Below are 17,776 nucleotides of genomic sequence, written 5' to 3'. Positions count from 1 at the left end.
CAATGAAAAAAAAGATAATAGGAATAATTATTATTCTGTTGGTTTTAATTCAATTTATCCAACCCGAAAAAAATCAATCAAAAGATTATACAAATGATATAAGCACGGAGATTAATATTCCACAAAATGTGCAACAAATAATTAAAACCTCTTGTGCCGATTGCCATTCAAATTATACGGTTTATCCTTGGTATAATAACATTGCACCAGTTTCATGGTTTTTAGCAAATCATGTAAATGAAGGTAAAGAACATTTAAATTTCTCAGAATGGACTACCTATAATACAAGACAAAAAAATCATATTATAAAAGAATTAAAAGAGGTTATTAAAGAAAAAGAAATGCCTTTAACAAGCTATACGCTAATTCATAAAGATGCTATTTTAACAGAACAACAAAATACAGCTCTATTAGATTGGTTAAATAGTATAAAAAAATATTAATATAATTTGGTTTAAATTGTGAAGAAACTTCATTTAATTGGTATTGTATGTTTTTTACTGTTTAGTTTTCAGACGAGTTTGTCTCAAGAAAAAATTAATCAGTTAAATGCAAAAGGCAAAAGAACTGGAGTTTGGAAAAAAAACTACAATAATGGCAAAATAAGGTATGTAGGGCAGTTTAAAAACGGTAAGGAAATAGGCGTTTTTAAATTTTATAGCGCTTTAAGTTCCGAACATCCAGTAGCCATAAAAACTTTTGAGAATAATAGTAATTTAGCTAAAGTTTCTTTTTATACAGTAAAAGGTGTTTTACAAAGCGAAGGTTTAATGGATGGTAAAAAAAGAATAGGACTTTGGAAATACTTTCAGGAAGATGGGAAAAAATTACTTTCAGAAGAAAATTATAAAAATGGTGTTTTAGAAGGAAAATCGGTTACGTATTATAAATCAGGAAAAGTAGCTGAAATGGTATTTTACAAAAATGATAAATTAGATGGAAACACCAAACGATATGCCGAAAGTGGAATTTTATTAGACGATTTAAACTATAAAGAAGGTAAATTAAACGGACTGGCAAAATATTACAATATTGAAGGCAAATTAATTTACACTGGTGATTATGAAAATGATGTAAAGGTTGGTAAATGGCAATACTTTGAAAATGGAAAATCAGTAAGTGTAGATAAGTTTAAGGAATAATGGTAAAAGATTTAAAATTTAGGTTTGCAGAACTTAACGACTTACCAATTTTAGTTTCCATTTACAACCAAGCAATTAAATCTAAAAATGCTACTGGAGATACCATCGAATTTGAAGTGGCAGATAGATTAAATTGGTTTCAAAAATTTGATAAAGATACCTATCCTTTATATGTGGTAACCCATAAAAATAAAGTAGTTGGCTATTGTTCACTGTCGCCTTATAGATCTGGTAGAAAAGCTATGTCAACTATTGCTGAAATTAGTTATTATTTAGATTATACTTTTCATAAAAAAGGAATTGGAACTGCTTTGTTAAATTATGTTTTGCAGGATTGTAAAAGAATAAATATAAAAAGTTTACTTGCTTTTGTTTTAGATATAAATACTTCAACTGTTAAACTTTTAGAAAAGTTTAAATTTAAAAAACTAGGTCACTTACCAAATATGATTTATTTAAATGATGTGGTTTGCGGCCATTTCATTTATGGTTTAGAGATAGAATCTTATCCTTGAAAAAAGCTAAATATTTCCTTTTAAGAGGTTTTAAAATTAACTTTTCCTAACTAAAAGTTATATGTAACTTTGCATTTTTAAAGAATAAGATGAAACGAGTTATAGTTGGATTATCCGGAGGTGTAGATAGTAGTGTTGCTGCATATTTATTAAAAGAACAAGGATACGAAGTTATTGGCCTTTTTATGAAGAATTGGCACGATGACTCCGTAACAATTTCTAACGAATGTCCTTGGTTAGAAGATAGTAATGATGCTATGCTAGTAGCTGAAAAATTAGGAATTCCTTTTCAAGTTGTAGATTTAAGCGTAGAGTACAAAGATCGGATTGTAGATTATATGTTTAGCGAATATGAAAAAGGAAGAACGCCAAATCCAGACGTTTTATGTAATAGAGAAATTAAGTTTGATGCTTTTTTAAAAGTGGCTTTAGAGTTGGGAGCAGATTATGTGGCAACTGGACATTATTGTCGCAAGTCTTCCGAAGAAATTAATGGAGAAACGGTATATAAATTAATTGGCGGAACAGATACTAATAAAGATCAATCGTATTTTTTATGCCAAGTATCGCAACAACAACTTGCAAAAGCATTATTCCCAATAGGCGAATTAACAAAACCAGAAGTTCGTAAAATTGCAACAGAGCAAAATTTAGTTACGGCTTCCAAAAAAGATTCTCAGGGTTTATGTTTTGTCGGAAAAGTTAGATTGCCAGAATTTTTACAACAAAAGTTAAAACCTAAAGAAGGTGTAATTGTTCAAATTCCTTCAGATTCAAAAATTTACGATAGAGAAATTCCTGTTTTTAATTCTAAAGAGGAAGAGTTGGTGTTTAATGCAACTAAATATGCTTATAATATTTCCGATGGAAAAATTGTAGGCAAGCATCAAGGTGCACATTATTTTACGAAAGGTCAACGTAAAGGTCTGGCAGTTGGAGGAACAAAAGAACCTTTGTTTGTAATTGATACGGATGTAGTTGAAAATGTAATTTATTGCGGAGAAGGAAAACAGCATCAAGGTTTATATAGAAATACGTTATTTGTTAAAAATGAAGAAATTCATTGGATACGAACCGATTTGACTTTAAAAAATGGAGAATCTATGGAAGTAATGTCGCGCATTAGATATCGCCAAAAGTTAGAAAAAGCTATTATTTACAAAGTAAAAGATGGTTTATTTGTGGAGTTTGAAAATCCACAATCTGCAATAACAGAAGGTCAATTTGTAGCTTGGTATCAAAATAATGAACTGTTGGGATCAGGAGTAATTTCATAAGTATTAAAACTCAAAAAGGCATTTATATAAAATTTTGTAATTTAGTAAGCCAAACCCCTTAATGTTAATACTATGAAAATAAAATTACTATCCTTTTTATTTCTAATAGTAAGTAGCACTCTTTTTTCTCAAGTTAATATAGAAGATGCCTGGGTTTATTTTAAAGATAAACCAAGTGAAAGTACTTTTTTGGGAAACCCAACTTCTATGTTGTCACAAAGAGCAATTGAAAGAAGAACCCGCTACAATATTGCATTAGACAGCAAAGATGTTCCTGTTGAATTATCTTATATTAATCAAATTAAAAGCCAAAGTGGTATTACGATTTTAGCAAAATCAAAATGGCTAAACGCCTTGCATATTCAAGGGACACAAACGGATATTAATAATCTGTTGAACCTAAATTTTGTTGCTTCCATAGAGTATGCAAATAAATCTTTAAATACAGGCGAAAAAACAATTCTTAAAAATGAAATAGCACAAAAAAATAATAAGCTAGATTTTACAACAGGTTTTAATTATGGAAATGCCGCTAATCAAGTCCAAATGATTAAAGGGGATGTTTTACATCAGAATAATTTTACAGGTCAAGGCATGGAAATCGCAATTCTTGATGCAGGTTTTCCTAATGTAGATAATTTTGATGCTTTTAAAAGAATTAGAGATAATAATCAAATTTTAGGAGGTTACGATTTTGTGAATAGAAATAGTAATTTTTATACAGGTTTTTATCACGGAATGGCTGTTTTATCTACTATTGCTGGTTATGTTGAAAATCAATTTGTTGGAACCGCACCTGATGCAAAATTTTATCTATTTATAACAGAAGATGACTCTCATGAATCTCCTTTAGAAGAAAGTTTATGGGTAGAAGCTGCTGAAAAAGCAGATAGTTTAGGAGTTGATGTTATAAATACTTCTTTAGGGTATACTACTTTTGATAATCCAAATTACAATTATTCGTATAACGATATGGATGGTAAAACTACATTTATTAGTCGTGGCGCAGAAATAGCTTTTTCTAGAGGAATGATTTTAGTAAATTCGGCTGGAAATGAAGGAAGTCGCAGTTGGCATTACATTAGTGCACCTGCAGATGCTTCTTCCGTTTTAAGTATTGGCGCTGTTGATGCTACTGGAACTATTGCAAGTTTTAGTTCGTACGGACCAACTTCGGATGGTAGAATTAAACCAGATGTCGATGCTCAAGGAGCAAATGTTTATATTATTAATAGCACAGGTGACATTGCAACATCTAACGGAACTTCATTTTCATCTCCAATTATGACAGGAGTAATTGCTTGTTTATGGGAAGCTTATCCTAATAAAACGAATGCAGAAATTATACAAATGGTTAAAGAGTCAGGAAGTTTATATTCAAACCCAACAGCGCAAGAGGGTTATGGAATTCCTAATTTTGAGTCTGTTTATAATTTATTAAATGTTGAAAATCAGGAGAGTGATTTAGTACAAGCTTCAATATTTCCAAACCCAATTAAAGATAAAATTAATTTTAAATTTCCAAAAAATACGAATGAGATTGAAATTACTATTTTAAATTTGTTAGGGAAAAATATGGTACATCAATCTGTTTTTAAAGATAAACCAAATATTGATATTTCTTATTTGCCAAATGGATTATATATGATGCAATTAGCTTATAATAATAAGGTTTCTACTATAAAAATGTTGAAAAATTAATGAAAAATAGAATTACGAATTTATTTCAAATTAAATATCCCTTGATTCAGGCAGGAATGATTTGGAATAGTGGTTGGAAATTAGCATCTGCAGTTAGTAATGCTGGAGGTTTAGGTTTAATAGGAGCAGGATCTATGTATCCTGAGGTCTTAAAAGAGCATATTCAAAAATGTAAAAAAGCTACTAAATTTCCGTTTGGAATAAATGTTCCTATGTTATATCCAAACATTGAAGAAATAATGCAAATAATAGTAGATGAAGGAGTTAAAGTCGTTTTTACTTCGGCTGGAAATCCTAAAACATGGACGTCTATTTTAAAAGAAAAAGGGATTACAGTTGCTCATGTAGTTAGTAGTGTAAAATTTGCAGTGAAAGCAGAACAAGCAGGTGTTGATGTAGTAGTTGCTGAGGGATTTGAAGCAGGAGGTCATAATGGAAGAGAAGAAACTACCACATTTACGTTAATTCCAATGGTAAAAGAAAAAGTTAATGTTCCAGTAATTGCTGCAGGAGGAATAGCTACTGGTAGAGGTATGTTGGCAGCAATGATTTTAGGTGCTGATGCTGTGCAAATTGGAAGTAGATTTGTAGCAAGTAATGAAGCATCTTCACATATTAATTTTAAAAATGAAGTTGTTAATACGGAAGATGGTGACACGCATTTAACTTTAAAAGAATTAGCTCCGGTACGATTGATTAAAAATAAGTTTTATAATGACTTACAAAATTTATACCAGCAAAAGCCAACTATAGAACAACTTAAAGAAAAATTAGGCAGAGCAAGAGCTAAAAAAGGTATGTTTGAAGGCGATTTAGAAAATGGAGAATTAGAAATTGGTCAAGTTGCAGGTTTAATTCATGAAATAAAACCTGCAGCAGAAATTGTTAATGAAATAATTGCAGAATTAGAAGAAGTTAGAGGAACATTTAATAAACCTCTGTTTTAAAAACTATTTCTTTTTTTGTTCAGTTGATTTTTTAGGCATTGGTCCGCGTAAGTGAATAACTAATCCATTTAAAAAGTTACGTAAAATTTGGTCGCCACATTCCATATATTTTGGATGATCTTCATTTCTAAAAAGCGCTCCTAATTCACTTTTTGATATATTAAAATCTACTAATTTGCAGATTTTTATAATATCGTCATCTCTTAATTTCAGTGCAACTCTAAGCTTTTTAAAAATGTCATTGTTTGATAATCCCATAATATATATTTGTGTGTTTAATCTAGTTGATATGCAGTATTAAATTGTGATGTCAAAAGTAAATAAATATTTTCTTATTAATTAAAATTACTATTGTTTAAGTTCTAATTGCATTTGTTTTACTGTTTCTGTACTATTATCATGACTCCAACCAGGTGGGCCAAAAATGTACATAAACTTATGATACCAATTCTTAGATTTTTTAGTATCATTCCATATATCTTTATATTCATGTGTTAGAATTATATAGGGATTATACGATTTTGGTGAATGAGTAACTCCATATTTAATTTTAATATTAGTGTCCAGTTCTTTCCACGTTCCAAAAATTTTATCAAAAATATTTAAAAAACCACCGTGATTTTTATCCATATATTCTAAATTTCTTGAGTGATGTACTTGGTGCATTGTATGTGTATTGAATATTTTTTCTAGAAATCCCAATTTTGGAACATAAACGGAATGCAACTGAAATTGCCAAAGTGCTTCAATACCTAAACAAACTACTACCATTTCAGGTCTAAACCCTATTGCTGGTAACCACATATAAAATAAAGGTTTGTACAAAATAGTAAACCACCCGTTACGAACAGCAGTACCTAAATTAAAATTTTCTGAAGAATGATGTACTATATGTGCCGCCCATAAAAAGCGTATTGTGTGATTTTTTCTATGAAACCAATAGTATGTTAAATCATCTAATAATTGACAAGCAATCCAGACGTACCAAGCATATCCAAAAGATTCCCAGCCCATTATATTAGTTTGTATACCATTAATTTCTGGGTTAAATAATTCAAAAATAAAATTGAAAATTACAATTGTAGAAATAACTTTTATTAAAGGAGCAATTATAGCAGAACCAATTCCCATAAATAAGCTGGCTCCTAAATCTTTCCATTCGTATAATTTTTTTTTATTGTGACTTTTGCTATAAGTAAGTTCAAGTAGAATTAGTGCTAAGAAGCAAGGTACTCCATACACTAATGGGTTGGTGAAATCCATTTATTAGTTTTTAATTTTAAATGGAGTATAAGCTTTTTTTTTGAACTTTTCTGATTTAAACTTTATTTTTTTTAAACGGTTAACTTAAAAAGCTATTTAGTAAAAATTAATTTTATAGCAACAATTAACATAAGAACTCCAAATATCCGTTTTAAAGTGCGTTGATTTATTTGTAAAGCAATTTTTGAACCAATAAAACCACCAATTACAAAAAGTAATGAAACTATTAAAGCAACTTTCCAATCAATACTTCCACCTCCAGCTTTGTGGTAATTATAAACAGCTAAAAAAGTTACGGGAGGTAACATTACTGCCAAACTTAATCCTTGTGCATTATATTGGTTTAATCCTAAAAATAATATAAACATTGGAACCATAATAATTCCTCCTCCAACTCCAACTAAGCCACTTAAAATTCCTGCTAATAATCCTATTAAAATTAGAATAATGATGGTTGATACTGTCATTTTCATGGTTTTTCAATTGGTATTTTAATACTGTATTCTTTTCTACTTTTATTATTTAATTTGTTTTCACGTAACCAAGGATTGTAAAGTTTTAAAGTTTTATAGTTAATCCCTAAGTTTTTTGAAAAGCGAGCAATATTTGTGATTACTGTATCTACTTTTATTTGTTTAGTTGGTTTTAACTTATATAAATCGGATTTTTCAAAAATGAAACCATATTTTTTTGGATGTGTTAATATCTCTTTAACTGCTATAATTCTAGGTATGTATCTTTTTGTTTCATCGCCTACTAATAAATCGTAATAAGATTTTACTTGTTGTGTTTCCATTTTTTTTGAAATCCCTTTAATACCTGCGTTATAAGCAGCAGCTGCTAAAGTCCAAGTTCCAAATTTTTCACGAGCTTCTTTTAAATAATTACAAGCGGCTTGTGTTGCTAATTCTAAATTATATCGTTCATCAACATTATCATTTACTTCTAATCCGTTTTCTCTTGCGGTATTTGGTAATAGCTGCCAAAAGCCTCTTGCTCCAGCTGGAGAGGTGACATTTAATAGTCCACTTTCAATTACTGCTAAATATTTAAAATCGTCAGGTATGCCATTCTTTTTTAAAATTGGTTCAATTATAGGAAAGTATTTGTGAGTTCTTTTAAAAAATAGTAAGCCATTAGATTGCCAATAGGTATTTACTAATAATTCCCTATCAATACGTTCTTTTATATCTTGTTTTTCTAAAGGAACTCGTTCTCCTGCAAAAGATAAATTTTTAGGAATTTTTAGTGCTTTAATTTTATAAAATTCGCTAGTGCTTATATCACTATTAGCATCTGTTTTATTTTCTTTTACCGCAAAAATTAGTAAAGAACTTACTAATATAATTGCTACTAAACTTAAAATTTTTACCGCATTTTTCATAATTCTAAACATTTTATAGCCTTAAAATACAAATTAAATTGAAAATTTTAAGGAATAGTACTAATTTTTACAATTAAATATTCTCTAATATAATTTTAGAAATAGTTTTGGCTTTATAAATAATCATAGCGTGGGTTCCGTTTTTGACAGGAATACAATTTTTAATAGCCTTTATAGGAAATATTTTATCTTCAGTTCCATGGATATGGATAAGGTTTTCAGATACTTTATTAGGCTTCCAATTAAGGACATTGTATAAAGCCCAATTTAAATAACTTGTATCTCTTACAGATAAATACTTTTTATATAATTCAATTCTTTTTTTAGCAAAATCACCAAATGCATAAGCAGAAAATTCTTCTAAATTATTTAATAATTTAAGAGGAAATAGAGTGTATGCTTTAGTTTTTTGTAAAAATTTTAAACGTTTTGGAAACTCGTTAGTATTTTTAATACTCGAGATTATAATTATTTTTTTAGTAGAAATAAATTTACTCATTTCTTGAACCATAATACCTCCAAAAGAAACTCCTATTAAAACTACATTTTCTTCAGATATTAAATCTGCCATTCTTTTAGCATAATTTTCTAAAGATTCTTCATCGGATAAAGGTATTAGCCATTCTAAATAATGACATTCAAATTTTGCTTCTGGAAGTTTAATAAATTCAAATATTTTTGAACTAGCTCCTAATCCAGGTACAAAATAAATATGTGTTTTATTAGTATCCATTATGGGTGTAACATACTTAAAACAATAGGTTTTAACCCACTAAAGAAAAATTCTACTGCAATTACCATTACAATTAATCCCATTAAACGCATCATTACTTTATTACCAGTTACGCCAAGTTTATCTGTAATTTTACTAGCGCCTATTAATATTAAATAGGTAATAAAAAGTACTAAAGCTATTACTGCAATTAAAGTTATTTTTTGTGGGTATTTATCTGCATCTTGCATTAAAATGATGGCGTTGGTTATTGCTCCAGGTCCACATATCATTGGTATAGCAAGTGGAGTAACTGAAACATCATCTACGTAAGCATCAATTTTTTCTTCATCATCTGTATGTTTTATATGTCCTAAACGAGCTTGAAGCATATCCCATCCCATTGTAAAGAAAATAACACCTCCAACAATTCTAAAACTATTAACAGATATTCCAAAAAAATCAAATAAAATATGTCCTGAAAAAGCGAAAGCTACAATAGTTAGAAAAGCAATTATAGTTGCCTTTTTAGCTGTTTGTTTCCTTCGTTGTTTACTTAATGTAGCCGTCATGGTCATAAAAATAGGCATAGTACCTAACGGATTTATTAAGGTAAAAAATGATGTAAAAACTAATAATGCAAAAGTGTATAATTCAGCCAAAGTGATATATTTTTAAAATTTTTAAACAACAGATGGAGTTTTAACCCAATCAAATCTAACTATGCCATCATCATCAATTTCAGTTAACTTAATTTTATGTAGAGTATTTACTAAATTAGGATTCCAAGGTGTTTTTACTTTAACGTAATTTTCTGTAAATCCTTGAATATATCCTTCTTTATTTTCGCTCTCAAACAGAACGGTTACTTCATTATTTAATTGACTTTCGTAAAAAGCTCTACGTTTTTTTACAGATAATCCTCGTAACATTTTACTTCTCTTTGTTCTAACTTTTTGTGGAACTACACCATCCATTTCAACTGCTTCTGTATTTGGTCTTTCTGAATAAGTGAATACGTGTAAATAAGAAATATCTAGTTCATTTAAATAGTTATATGTTTCTAAAAAGAGTTCATCTGTTTCTCCTGGGAAACCAACTATAACATCAACTCCAATACATGCATTTGGAAGTAGTTTTTTAATAGTTTGTACTCTGTTAGTATAGGTTTCACGTAAATACCGACGTTTCATTAGTTTTAGCAGAGTATTACTTCCGCTTTGTAAAGGAATGTGAAAATGAGGAACAAAACTATTTGATTGAGCAACAAATTCAATAGTTTCATTAGTTAATAAATTAGGTTCAATTGATGAAATTCGTAATCGATGAATTCCCTCTACTTTATCTAAAGTTTGAACTAGTTCAAAAAAAGTATGTTCGTGTTTTTTATTACCAAATTCTCCTTTACCATAATCGCCAATATTAACTCCTGTTAACACAATTTCTTTAATTCCTTTTTCAGATATTTCTTTTGCGTTTTTTAGTACGTTTTTTAAAGTGTCACTTCTAGAAATTCCACGAGCTAACGGAATAGTACAATAAGTACATTTATAATCGCAGCCATCTTGCACTTTTAAAAAAGCTCGGGTTCTATCTCCAAAGGAATAAGAGCTTTCGTAAAAATCAGCTTCTTCAATTTCACAAGAGTGAACTTCACCCATTTCATTTTTAGATAAATCGTTAATGTAATTGGTAACTTTAAATTTTTCAGTAGCGCCTAAAACTAAATCTACGCCATCTACAGCAGCTAATTCTTCAGGTTTTAATTGTGCATAACAACCAATAGCAATTAAAAAAGCATTTTCATTTTGCTTTAAAGCCGATTTAACAATGGTTTTAAAACGTTTATCTGCATTATCGGTAACAGAACAAGTATTAATTACATAAATATCTGCTTTTTCGCTAAAATCCACACGTTCAAAGCCTTCACTTTGAAAATTTCTAGCAATGGTTGAGGTTTCGGAGAAATTTAATTTACATCCTAAAGTATAAAATGCTACTTTTTTTTGTGCGCTCATTCTTGTACATTTATCGGATGCAAAAGTACAGAATTTTATTTTTATAATATGATTGCTAAAACACCAAAAACACCATACTATGCAGTTATTTTTACATCAGTTAAAAATTTTGAAGATAATAATTATGATATAATGTCCGATAAAATGGTTGCTTTAGCGAATAAACAAAAAGGTTTTTTAGGAATAGAATCTGCTAGAAATGAGTTGGGAATAACGGTGAGTTACTGGGATAGTTTAGAATCTATAAAAAAATGGAAGCAGCATGTAGATCATACTGAAGCAAGAGAAAAGGGGAGAAGTACTTGGTATAAAACATTTAAAGTTAGAATTTGTAAAGTTGAAAATGATTATGAGTTTGAAAAATAGCAGTACTTTTTTTATAATTATTTTACTTTTGATTTCGTGTAACTCAAAGCAAAAAAAATATGCTGATAATTTAGTTTTCAGATATAATGAACATGCAAATATTTCGTCTTTAGATCCTGCTTTTGCAAAAAATCAAGCTAATATTTGGGCGGTAAATCAGTTGTTTAGCGGATTGGTTCAGTTGGATGATAGCTTACAAGTAAAACCGGATATAGCTAAAAATTGGACTATTTCAAAAGATGGTAAAACGTACAAATTTAATTTAAGAAAAGATGTTCAATTTCATAAGCACTTTTTATTTGGAAAAGATAGCACGCGCTTTGTAAAAGCTCAAGATTTTGAATACAGTTTTAATAGATTATTAGATGCAAAAGTGGCATCGCCAGGAAAATGGGTTTTGAAAAATGTAGAAAGTTTTAAAGCGGAAAATGACTCTACATTTAGTATTCAATTAAAAAAAGAATTTCCCCCTTTTTTAGGTTTGTTAACCATGAAATATTGCTCCGTTGTACCAAAAGAAATTGTAGAATATTATGGGACGGATTTTCGTTCACATCCTATTGGAACAGGGCCTTTTAAATTTAAATTATGGGTAGAAAATACTAAATTAGTATTTCGTAAAAATAATAGTTATTATGAAAAAGAGAATGATGTTCAGTTGCCTTATTTAGAAGCTGTTGCAATTACTTTTTTGCCAGACAAACAAAGTGAATTTTTACAATTTATACAAGGAAATTTAGATTTACTTAATAGTATTGATCCTTCTTACAAAGATGATATTTTAACGGATAATGGAACGTTAAAACAAAAATATGCTAGTACTGTAAATATAGTTAAAGGCGCTTATCTAAATACGGAATATTTAGGGATTTTAGCAGATGAAAATAATCTGGTAACTAACTCTATTTTGATTAGAAAAGCTATTAATTATGGGTTTGATAGAAAGAAAATGATAAAATTTTTAAGAAATGGTATTGGAACTCCAGCAATTAATGGGTTTATTCCTAAAGGTCTACCATCTTTTAATAATGCAAAAGGGTATACATATCAACCTGAAAAGGCAAAGCATCTGATTGAGGAATACAAAAAAGTATCTGGAAATAATAACCCAAAAATTACGATAACTACGAATAGTCAGTATGTTGATTTGTGTGAATATATTCAAAAAGAATTGCAAAATATAGGTTTAGAAACAGCAATTGATGTAGTTCCTCCATCAACATTAAGGCAAAGTAAAGCTAATGGGAAATTAACTGTATTTAGAGCAAGCTGGATTGCAGATTATCCGGATGCTGAAAATTATTTATCTCTTTTTTACAGTAAAAACTTTGCTCCAAACGGACCTAATTATACTCATTTTAGTAATTCTCAATTTGATACCTGGTATGAAGAATCATTTAAAATTACGAATAAATTAAAAAGGTATAATTTATATCAAAAAATGGATAGTTTGGTTATTGCAAAAGCTCCAGTTGTGCCTCTTTATTATGATGAAGTAATTCGTTTTACTCAAAAAAATGTAAAGGGATTAGGAATTAATCCTATTAATTTATTGAATTTAAAAAGAGTAAGGAAAAAGTAAAACAATATTGATAATTTTCATAAAAAAAGCCTCCAAATTTGGAGGCTTTTTTAACTAAATAAATCTTTTTTACTTATTATTATCTACAATATAATTCATCATTTTAACTAGTAAATGAACTCTATCTACACCTCTTACATTATGTTCATGCATTGGATATGTAAAATAATCTAATTGCACACCTTGTTTAACAGCTTCTTGTAATAATGTTAAACTATTTTGTGGTACTACTGTTGGATCTACACTTCCGTTAATAATTAATAATTTCCCTTTTAAGTTTTTAATATAATTATGAATACGGGCAGTTTTATAACCTTTAGGATTTTCTTGAGGCGTATCCATATAACGCTCTCCATACATTACTTCATAGTATTTCCAGTCAGTTACTGGTCCGCCAGCAACTGCAGTTGTAAACACTCCTGGATGACGTAGCATTAGGCTTAAAGTCATAAATCCACCAAAACTCCAGCCATTAATTGCAATTCTTTTACTATTTACATAAGGTAAAGATTTTAGGTAATCAATTCCAGTCATCTGGTCTTCCATTTCAATATCACCTAAATGACGGTGAATTACACTTTCAAATGCAAACCCTCTATTTTCAGTACCTCTATTATCTAAAGTAAATACAATATAATTATCTAAAGTTGAAAATGCAGTTGCCCATAATCGAGAACCTGCTAACCAAGAATTGGTTACAAGTTGTACATGTGGTCCTCCATAAACGTAAACTAAAACTGGATATTTTTTTGAAGGATCAAAATTAGCTGGTTTTGTAATTTTTCCATATAAAGTGGTTCCGTCATTTGCTTTTAAATTTACAAATTCCGTAGTTCCTATTTTGTAATCTTTTAATGGATTCTCTGCAGTAAAAATAGTTTTTGGTTTTAAATTTTTTGTGTTAATTATTTGAGAAATTCTAGGAACAGAAATACTGCTATAAGAATCTAATAAATAATTTCCATTACTATTTACACTTCCATAGTGACTTCCTTTTTGAGTGGTAAGTTGTGTGGTTTTTCCAGATTTTAAATTAACTTTAAAAATGTGCATTTCTCTTGGATCAGTTCCGGTTCCAGAAATAAACACATTTTTTACATTTGCATCAAAGCCTAAAATACCTGTTACTACCCATTTAAAATCTGTAAGTTGTTTTATTAATTTTCCGTTGGTTGAATATTCATAAATATTCATAAAACCATCTCGTTCACTTAAATATAAAAAGTTGGTAGTACTATTTGGTAAAAACACAGCATCAAACTCTGGCTCTGTCCATTTATCATTAGTTTCTTCAAAAATTGTGGTTACTTTTTCGCCTGTATTAGCATTGTATTTATTGTACCAAATATGATTTTGATCTCTGTTTATTTCAGCAACTAAAATATATCTTTCGTCTGGTGACCAAGTTAAATTTGTTAAATAATGCTCATCGGAAGTATCAATATTTAAATAGGAAGTTTTTTTAGTTTGCATATTAAATACACCAATTTTTGCTTTTTCGCTTCCTTGACCAGCCATTGGATATTTTATATTCATTAATGTAGCTGGATATGTATTAATATTAACTAAAGGATAGTTAGTTACGTTGCTTTCATCTTTTTGATAAAATGCTAAAAAATCACCTTTTGGACTCCAAAATGTTCCTTTTTTAATTCCAAATTCATTTCTATGTATAGATTGCCCAGCAACTATATTTTTATCTGTAAAATTAGTTACAGCAATTTTAGGATTGGAAGTATTGGCAACGTATAAATTATTATCTATTGTATATGCAGAAGCTTTTGCTTTATTGTTAAATTCAATATTCTGACCATTTTCATCATTGGTAACACTAAATACTTTTTTATGAGTTATGTAATTATATACTTCAAATGTGTTTTTAGTTTTAAAGGTGATTTCGGTATTTGTAATACTTAAAACTCTTGGTAAACGAGTTAAGTTTGGATATGTTTTTTGTAGTGATTCTAGAGTTATAGAATTAGTTTGTTTAAGTAATTTTGCATTGCTAATTACTAACTGATTATCTTTTTGATATACATAATTATCAGAATTTTTAATCCATTGTAACTGTGCTAATCGTTTTGGATATAATCCTTTATAATAACCCAAAACAGCATCGTTTAAGGTTAAAGTTTTTTCTTGAGAAAATCCTAAGAAAAAGGTGCTAATAAATAAAAATAAAAATATTTTTTTCATGATTATATTGGTTTTATGATATAAAGTTATTTAATATTTTAAAGTGTTTTGTGATGTTAATCATTTTAAGGTTTTAAATTTAAACGAGCCATAATTGGATAATGATCAGAGTATTTTACGGTATAAGTTTTAAAATTATTTACCGCCATATTTTCATCGGCTAAAATAAAATCAATTCGCATTGGAAAGGCAAAGTTGTAGGTACTTCCAAACCCGTTACCAGCAATTTCAAAAGCATCTTTTCTATGATGATTTAGTTGATGGTAAACCCATGAAAAAGCAGTATTATTGAAATCGCCACAAATTATAGATTTGTAATGCGTTTCTTTTTGGTGGTTTAAAAGTAAAGTAACTTGATTAGCTTGTTTTTTAAAAGCTTTTTCGACTCTAATTTTAAAACTTTCTACATTTTTTTGTGTGATAGTTTCTTTTTTAGGATTGATTCTATATGATTCTAAATGAACATTGTAAACCCTAAAAGTATCTTTCTTTTTTATAATATCTGCAAAAATTACATTATTACTTGTATTGGTGAAATTAAGTGAACCTGAGTTTAAAATTTCATATTTAGAAAAAATAGCATCTCCAAAATTATTTTTCTTATCACTTGATTTAATGTAATGATAAGGAAATAGATCAACTAAATCCTTATTATGATGATATTCTTGTACGCATAAAATATCTGGATTTTTATCTTTTATAAAACGGTAAATTTTTTTATCAATATGATTTTCTTTAGCCATCCATTTATATAAGTTAAACATGCGTACGTTATAACTCATTATTTTAATATCTGAACTTAAAAATGTTTTTTTGTTATTAAAACTGTAAAATTTAGAAAGTAGAGGGAATCCTATTAAAAGTATTACTAAGGAAATTAGAATTTGTTTTTTTAATTTTATTAACCAATACAATATAAATACAAAGTTGATAAGTATTAAAAATGGAATGGATAAACTTAGGAATGATATTAATGAGATGCTATTTGGAGATATAAAATAGCAGGAATATGATAATAACAATATTACTGCAAAAATAGAATTTACAGCAGCAATTAACTTATCTAATAATGATAGGTTTTTCATAGTTATTTTTTACCTGATCTAAACAAAAATTCTTTTTCTTCTTTAGATAAACTTTCATATCCTGATTTACTAATTTTATCTAAAATATCATCAATTTTACGTTGTTTTGTTTTTGTAACTTCATTAGCTTTTTTTCTTTTTGAAGATTTATAAACCGTTTTTAAAGGTTGTCTTTTCTTAAATTTAAATATATTAAATAAAAAATTTAATAATTTCTCAAACCAATTTCCAATATCATTACCGTTTTCTAATTGTTTTGCATATAAAAATCCAAAACCAGCACCAGCTAAATGAGCAAAAGCTGGTCCATTATCAGGATTACCTAATTGTAAAATACTTAATCCAACCCAAATAGCAGCTAACACCCATAATTCTACACTACCAATAAATCGTAACCGTAAAGCATATCTAGGAATTTTAGTTGCAATCGCTACAAAAATTGTAGAAACCGCAGCGGAAGCACCTCCTAAAGGAGCACCAATTTTGTTAGAAAAATAATATTTTGCTAAAAATGCAATTCCGCCAACAATAATTCCTAAAAAGTAAAAGTTGACAAACTGTTTTTTATTGTAAAAATCTAAGAATAAGTTACCTATATAATATAATACCAATAAGTTAGATAAAATATGAAACAAACGTTGGTGTATAAATGCGTAAGTTATTAGTGTCCAAGGTTTGTATAAAAAGCTATTTAATGAAGTTGGTAATGCTAACCAATTTATTGTAAATGAGGTTAATAATACTGTAATTAAAAAGAATAAAACATTAATGTAAATTATTTTTTCTACAATATTTGCTTTATTATAAGCCAGTTTTATGTCATCTAAAATATTCAAAATTAATCCCACCGTTTAAATTGATGTTGTTTCCAATACCAAACAATTAAAAATCCAATTAAAGCGCCACCAATATGCGCCCAATGTGCAACATTTGGACCAGAGCCAATAGAATAACCTGTTAATCCAAAAAATAAATCTCCTAAAATAATTAAAGGAATAAAATATTTTGCTGCAATAGGGACAGGGAAAAAGATAAGCGCCAATTTTGCATTTGGAAATGCAAAACCAAAAGCTACTAAAACACCATAAATAGCACCAGATGCTCCAACGGCTGATGAATTATATGCGCTGTAAATTTTTGTTAATTCCCCTTGTGAAATATGCTCTAAAATTCTAGAATCATATTGACCGTTAGTTAATAAATTATGTATGTCAGAAGAGGATAAACCTATACTAGTTAAGTCTTCATATATACTATGATATTGATAATAATTTGCAAATGTATATATAGCAGCAGCGCCTAATCCAGCTGAAAAATAGAAAAATAAAAATTTATTTCTACCCCACATTTGTTCTAAAGGTGTACCAAAAGCCCATAATGCATACATGTTAAATAAAATATGTAAAAATGTGTGTTGGCTATGCATAAACATATGCGTTAAAATCTGCCAAAACCTAAACTGAGGGTTTAGTGGAAAATGCAATGCAAACATATTTTGCAAGTCAAAACCTACTAATTTTGGTGCAATGTATAATACAATATTTAATATAATAAGATGCTTTACAGCTTCGGTAATTCTTCCCATGTT

At 28.6% G+C, this 17,776-nt stretch carries 19 protein-coding genes; 8 read left to right on the top strand and 11 right to left on the bottom strand.

The window, feature by feature from the left end; all coding sequences use genetic code 11:
- The first annotated feature begins 2 nt into the window (after positions 1-2).
- The 6 genes from R3342_RS11830 to R3342_RS11805 all read left to right on the top strand — a co-directional run bounded on the left by R3342_RS11830 (position 3) and on the right by R3342_RS11805 (position 5,582).
- Positions 3-443 (top strand): heme-binding domain-containing protein, encoded by a 441-nt coding sequence (locus R3342_RS11830; RefSeq protein WP_318940475.1) that lies wholly within the window; start codon positions 3-5, stop codon positions 441-443.
- 18 nt (positions 444-461) lie between these two features.
- On the top strand, positions 462-1,142 hold the full coding sequence (locus R3342_RS11825) for a toxin-antitoxin system YwqK family antitoxin (RefSeq protein WP_318940473.1): 681 nt from the start codon (positions 462-464) through the stop codon (positions 1,140-1,142).
- Positions 1,142-1,657: a GNAT family N-acetyltransferase gene (locus tag R3342_RS11820; protein ID WP_318940472.1), complete on the top strand. Its 516-nt coding sequence runs from the start codon at positions 1,142-1,144 to the stop codon at positions 1,655-1,657. Before R3342_RS11825 ends, R3342_RS11820 begins: the two co-directional genes overlap by 1 nt.
- An 89-nt stretch (positions 1,658-1,746) precedes the next feature.
- Positions 1,747-2,934, top strand: coding sequence for a tRNA 2-thiouridine(34) synthase MnmA (gene mnmA / locus R3342_RS11815; protein ID WP_318940471.1), 1,188 nt, complete (start codon positions 1,747-1,749; stop codon positions 2,932-2,934).
- Positions 2,935-3,006: 72 nt separating this feature from the next.
- The gene (locus R3342_RS11810) at positions 3,007-4,635 is read left to right on the top strand and encodes a S8 family serine peptidase (RefSeq protein ID WP_318940469.1); all 1,629 of its coding nucleotides are present in this window, start codon (positions 3,007-3,009) and stop codon (positions 4,633-4,635) included.
- Positions 4,635-5,582, top strand: a complete 948-nt coding sequence (locus tag R3342_RS11805; protein ID WP_318940467.1) for an NAD(P)H-dependent flavin oxidoreductase — start codon at positions 4,635-4,637, stop codon at positions 5,580-5,582. The genes R3342_RS11810 and R3342_RS11805 overlap by 1 nt, the downstream gene beginning before the upstream one ends.
- Positions 5,583-5,585: 3 nt before the next feature.
- Here the strand turns inward: R3342_RS11805 and R3342_RS11800 are convergent, their stop codons facing one another.
- The 7 genes from R3342_RS11800 to mtaB all read right to left on the bottom strand — a co-directional run bounded on the left by R3342_RS11800 (position 5,586) and on the right by mtaB (position 10,959).
- Positions 5,586-5,840 (bottom strand): DUF1456 family protein, encoded by a 255-nt coding sequence (locus tag R3342_RS11800; RefSeq protein ID WP_318940466.1) that lies wholly within the window; start codon positions 5,838-5,840, stop codon positions 5,586-5,588.
- Between the two features lie 90 nt (positions 5,841-5,930).
- Complete coding sequence (locus tag R3342_RS11795) at positions 5,931-6,845, bottom strand: sterol desaturase family protein (protein ID WP_318940464.1); 915 nt, start codon at positions 6,843-6,845, stop codon at positions 5,931-5,933.
- A gap of 92 nt (positions 6,846-6,937) precedes the next feature.
- Entirely contained in the window at positions 6,938-7,312 is a 375-nt protein-coding gene (locus R3342_RS11790; protein ID WP_318940463.1) for a sulfite exporter TauE/SafE family protein, read from the bottom strand.
- Positions 7,313-7,314: 2 nt separating this feature from the next.
- Complete coding sequence (locus R3342_RS11785; RefSeq protein ID WP_318940461.1) at positions 7,315-8,229, bottom strand: lytic transglycosylase domain-containing protein; 915 nt, start codon at positions 8,227-8,229, stop codon at positions 7,315-7,317.
- A 73-nt stretch (positions 8,230-8,302) separates the two neighbouring features.
- The gene (locus R3342_RS11780) at positions 8,303-8,962 is read right to left on the bottom strand and encodes an alpha/beta hydrolase (protein WP_318940460.1); all 660 of its coding nucleotides are present in this window, start codon (positions 8,960-8,962) and stop codon (positions 8,303-8,305) included.
- Positions 8,962-9,603 carry an NAAT family transporter gene (locus tag R3342_RS11775; RefSeq protein WP_318940458.1) on the bottom strand — a complete coding sequence of 214 codons (642 nt, stop codon included), beginning with the start codon at positions 9,601-9,603 and terminating at the stop codon, positions 8,962-8,964. Before R3342_RS11775 ends, R3342_RS11780 begins: the two co-directional genes overlap by 1 nt.
- A 21-nt stretch (positions 9,604-9,624) precedes the next feature.
- Positions 9,625-10,959 (bottom strand): tRNA (N(6)-L-threonylcarbamoyladenosine(37)-C(2))-methylthiotransferase MtaB, encoded by a 1,335-nt coding sequence (gene mtaB, locus R3342_RS11770; RefSeq protein ID WP_318940456.1) that lies wholly within the window; start codon positions 10,957-10,959, stop codon positions 9,625-9,627.
- Positions 10,960-11,007: 48 nt separating this feature from the next.
- On the opposite strand from mtaB, the gene R3342_RS11765 reads away from it, so the two are divergent.
- Entirely contained in the window at positions 11,008-11,325 is a 318-nt protein-coding gene (locus R3342_RS11765) for an antibiotic biosynthesis monooxygenase (RefSeq protein WP_318940454.1), read from the top strand.
- A complete protein-coding gene (locus R3342_RS11760) occupies positions 11,309-12,907 on the top strand; it encodes an ABC transporter substrate-binding protein (RefSeq protein ID WP_318940452.1) in 1,599 nt (532 codons plus the stop codon). Before R3342_RS11765 ends, R3342_RS11760 begins: the two co-directional genes overlap by 17 nt.
- Positions 12,908-12,976: 69 nt before the next feature.
- On the opposite strand, the gene R3342_RS11755 is transcribed toward R3342_RS11760, so the two are convergent.
- From R3342_RS11755 to R3342_RS11740, 4 genes are all read right to left on the bottom strand, one after another.
- Positions 12,977-15,103 (bottom strand): S9 family peptidase, encoded by a 2,127-nt coding sequence (locus R3342_RS11755; RefSeq protein ID WP_318940450.1) that lies wholly within the window; start codon positions 15,101-15,103, stop codon positions 12,977-12,979.
- A gap of 65 nt (positions 15,104-15,168) precedes the next feature.
- Positions 15,169-16,188, bottom strand: a complete 1,020-nt coding sequence (locus tag R3342_RS11750) for an endonuclease/exonuclease/phosphatase family protein (RefSeq protein ID WP_318940449.1) — start codon at positions 16,186-16,188, stop codon at positions 15,169-15,171.
- 2 nt (positions 16,189-16,190) lie between these two features.
- On the bottom strand, positions 16,191-17,024 hold the full coding sequence (locus R3342_RS11745) for a rhomboid family intramembrane serine protease (protein ID WP_318940447.1): 834 nt from the start codon (positions 17,022-17,024) through the stop codon (positions 16,191-16,193).
- 2 nt (positions 17,025-17,026) lie between these two features.
- The gene (locus R3342_RS11740; protein WP_318940445.1) at positions 17,027-17,773 is read right to left on the bottom strand and encodes a rhomboid family intramembrane serine protease; all 747 of its coding nucleotides are present in this window, start codon (positions 17,771-17,773) and stop codon (positions 17,027-17,029) included.
- Positions 17,774-17,776: the final 3 nt, after the last annotated feature.

The organism is Lutibacter sp., from assembly GCF_033723435.1.
Taxonomy (GTDB): domain Bacteria; phylum Bacteroidota; class Bacteroidia; order Flavobacteriales; family Flavobacteriaceae; genus Lutibacter.
This window is presented reverse-complemented; position numbering and strand designations above follow the sequence as displayed.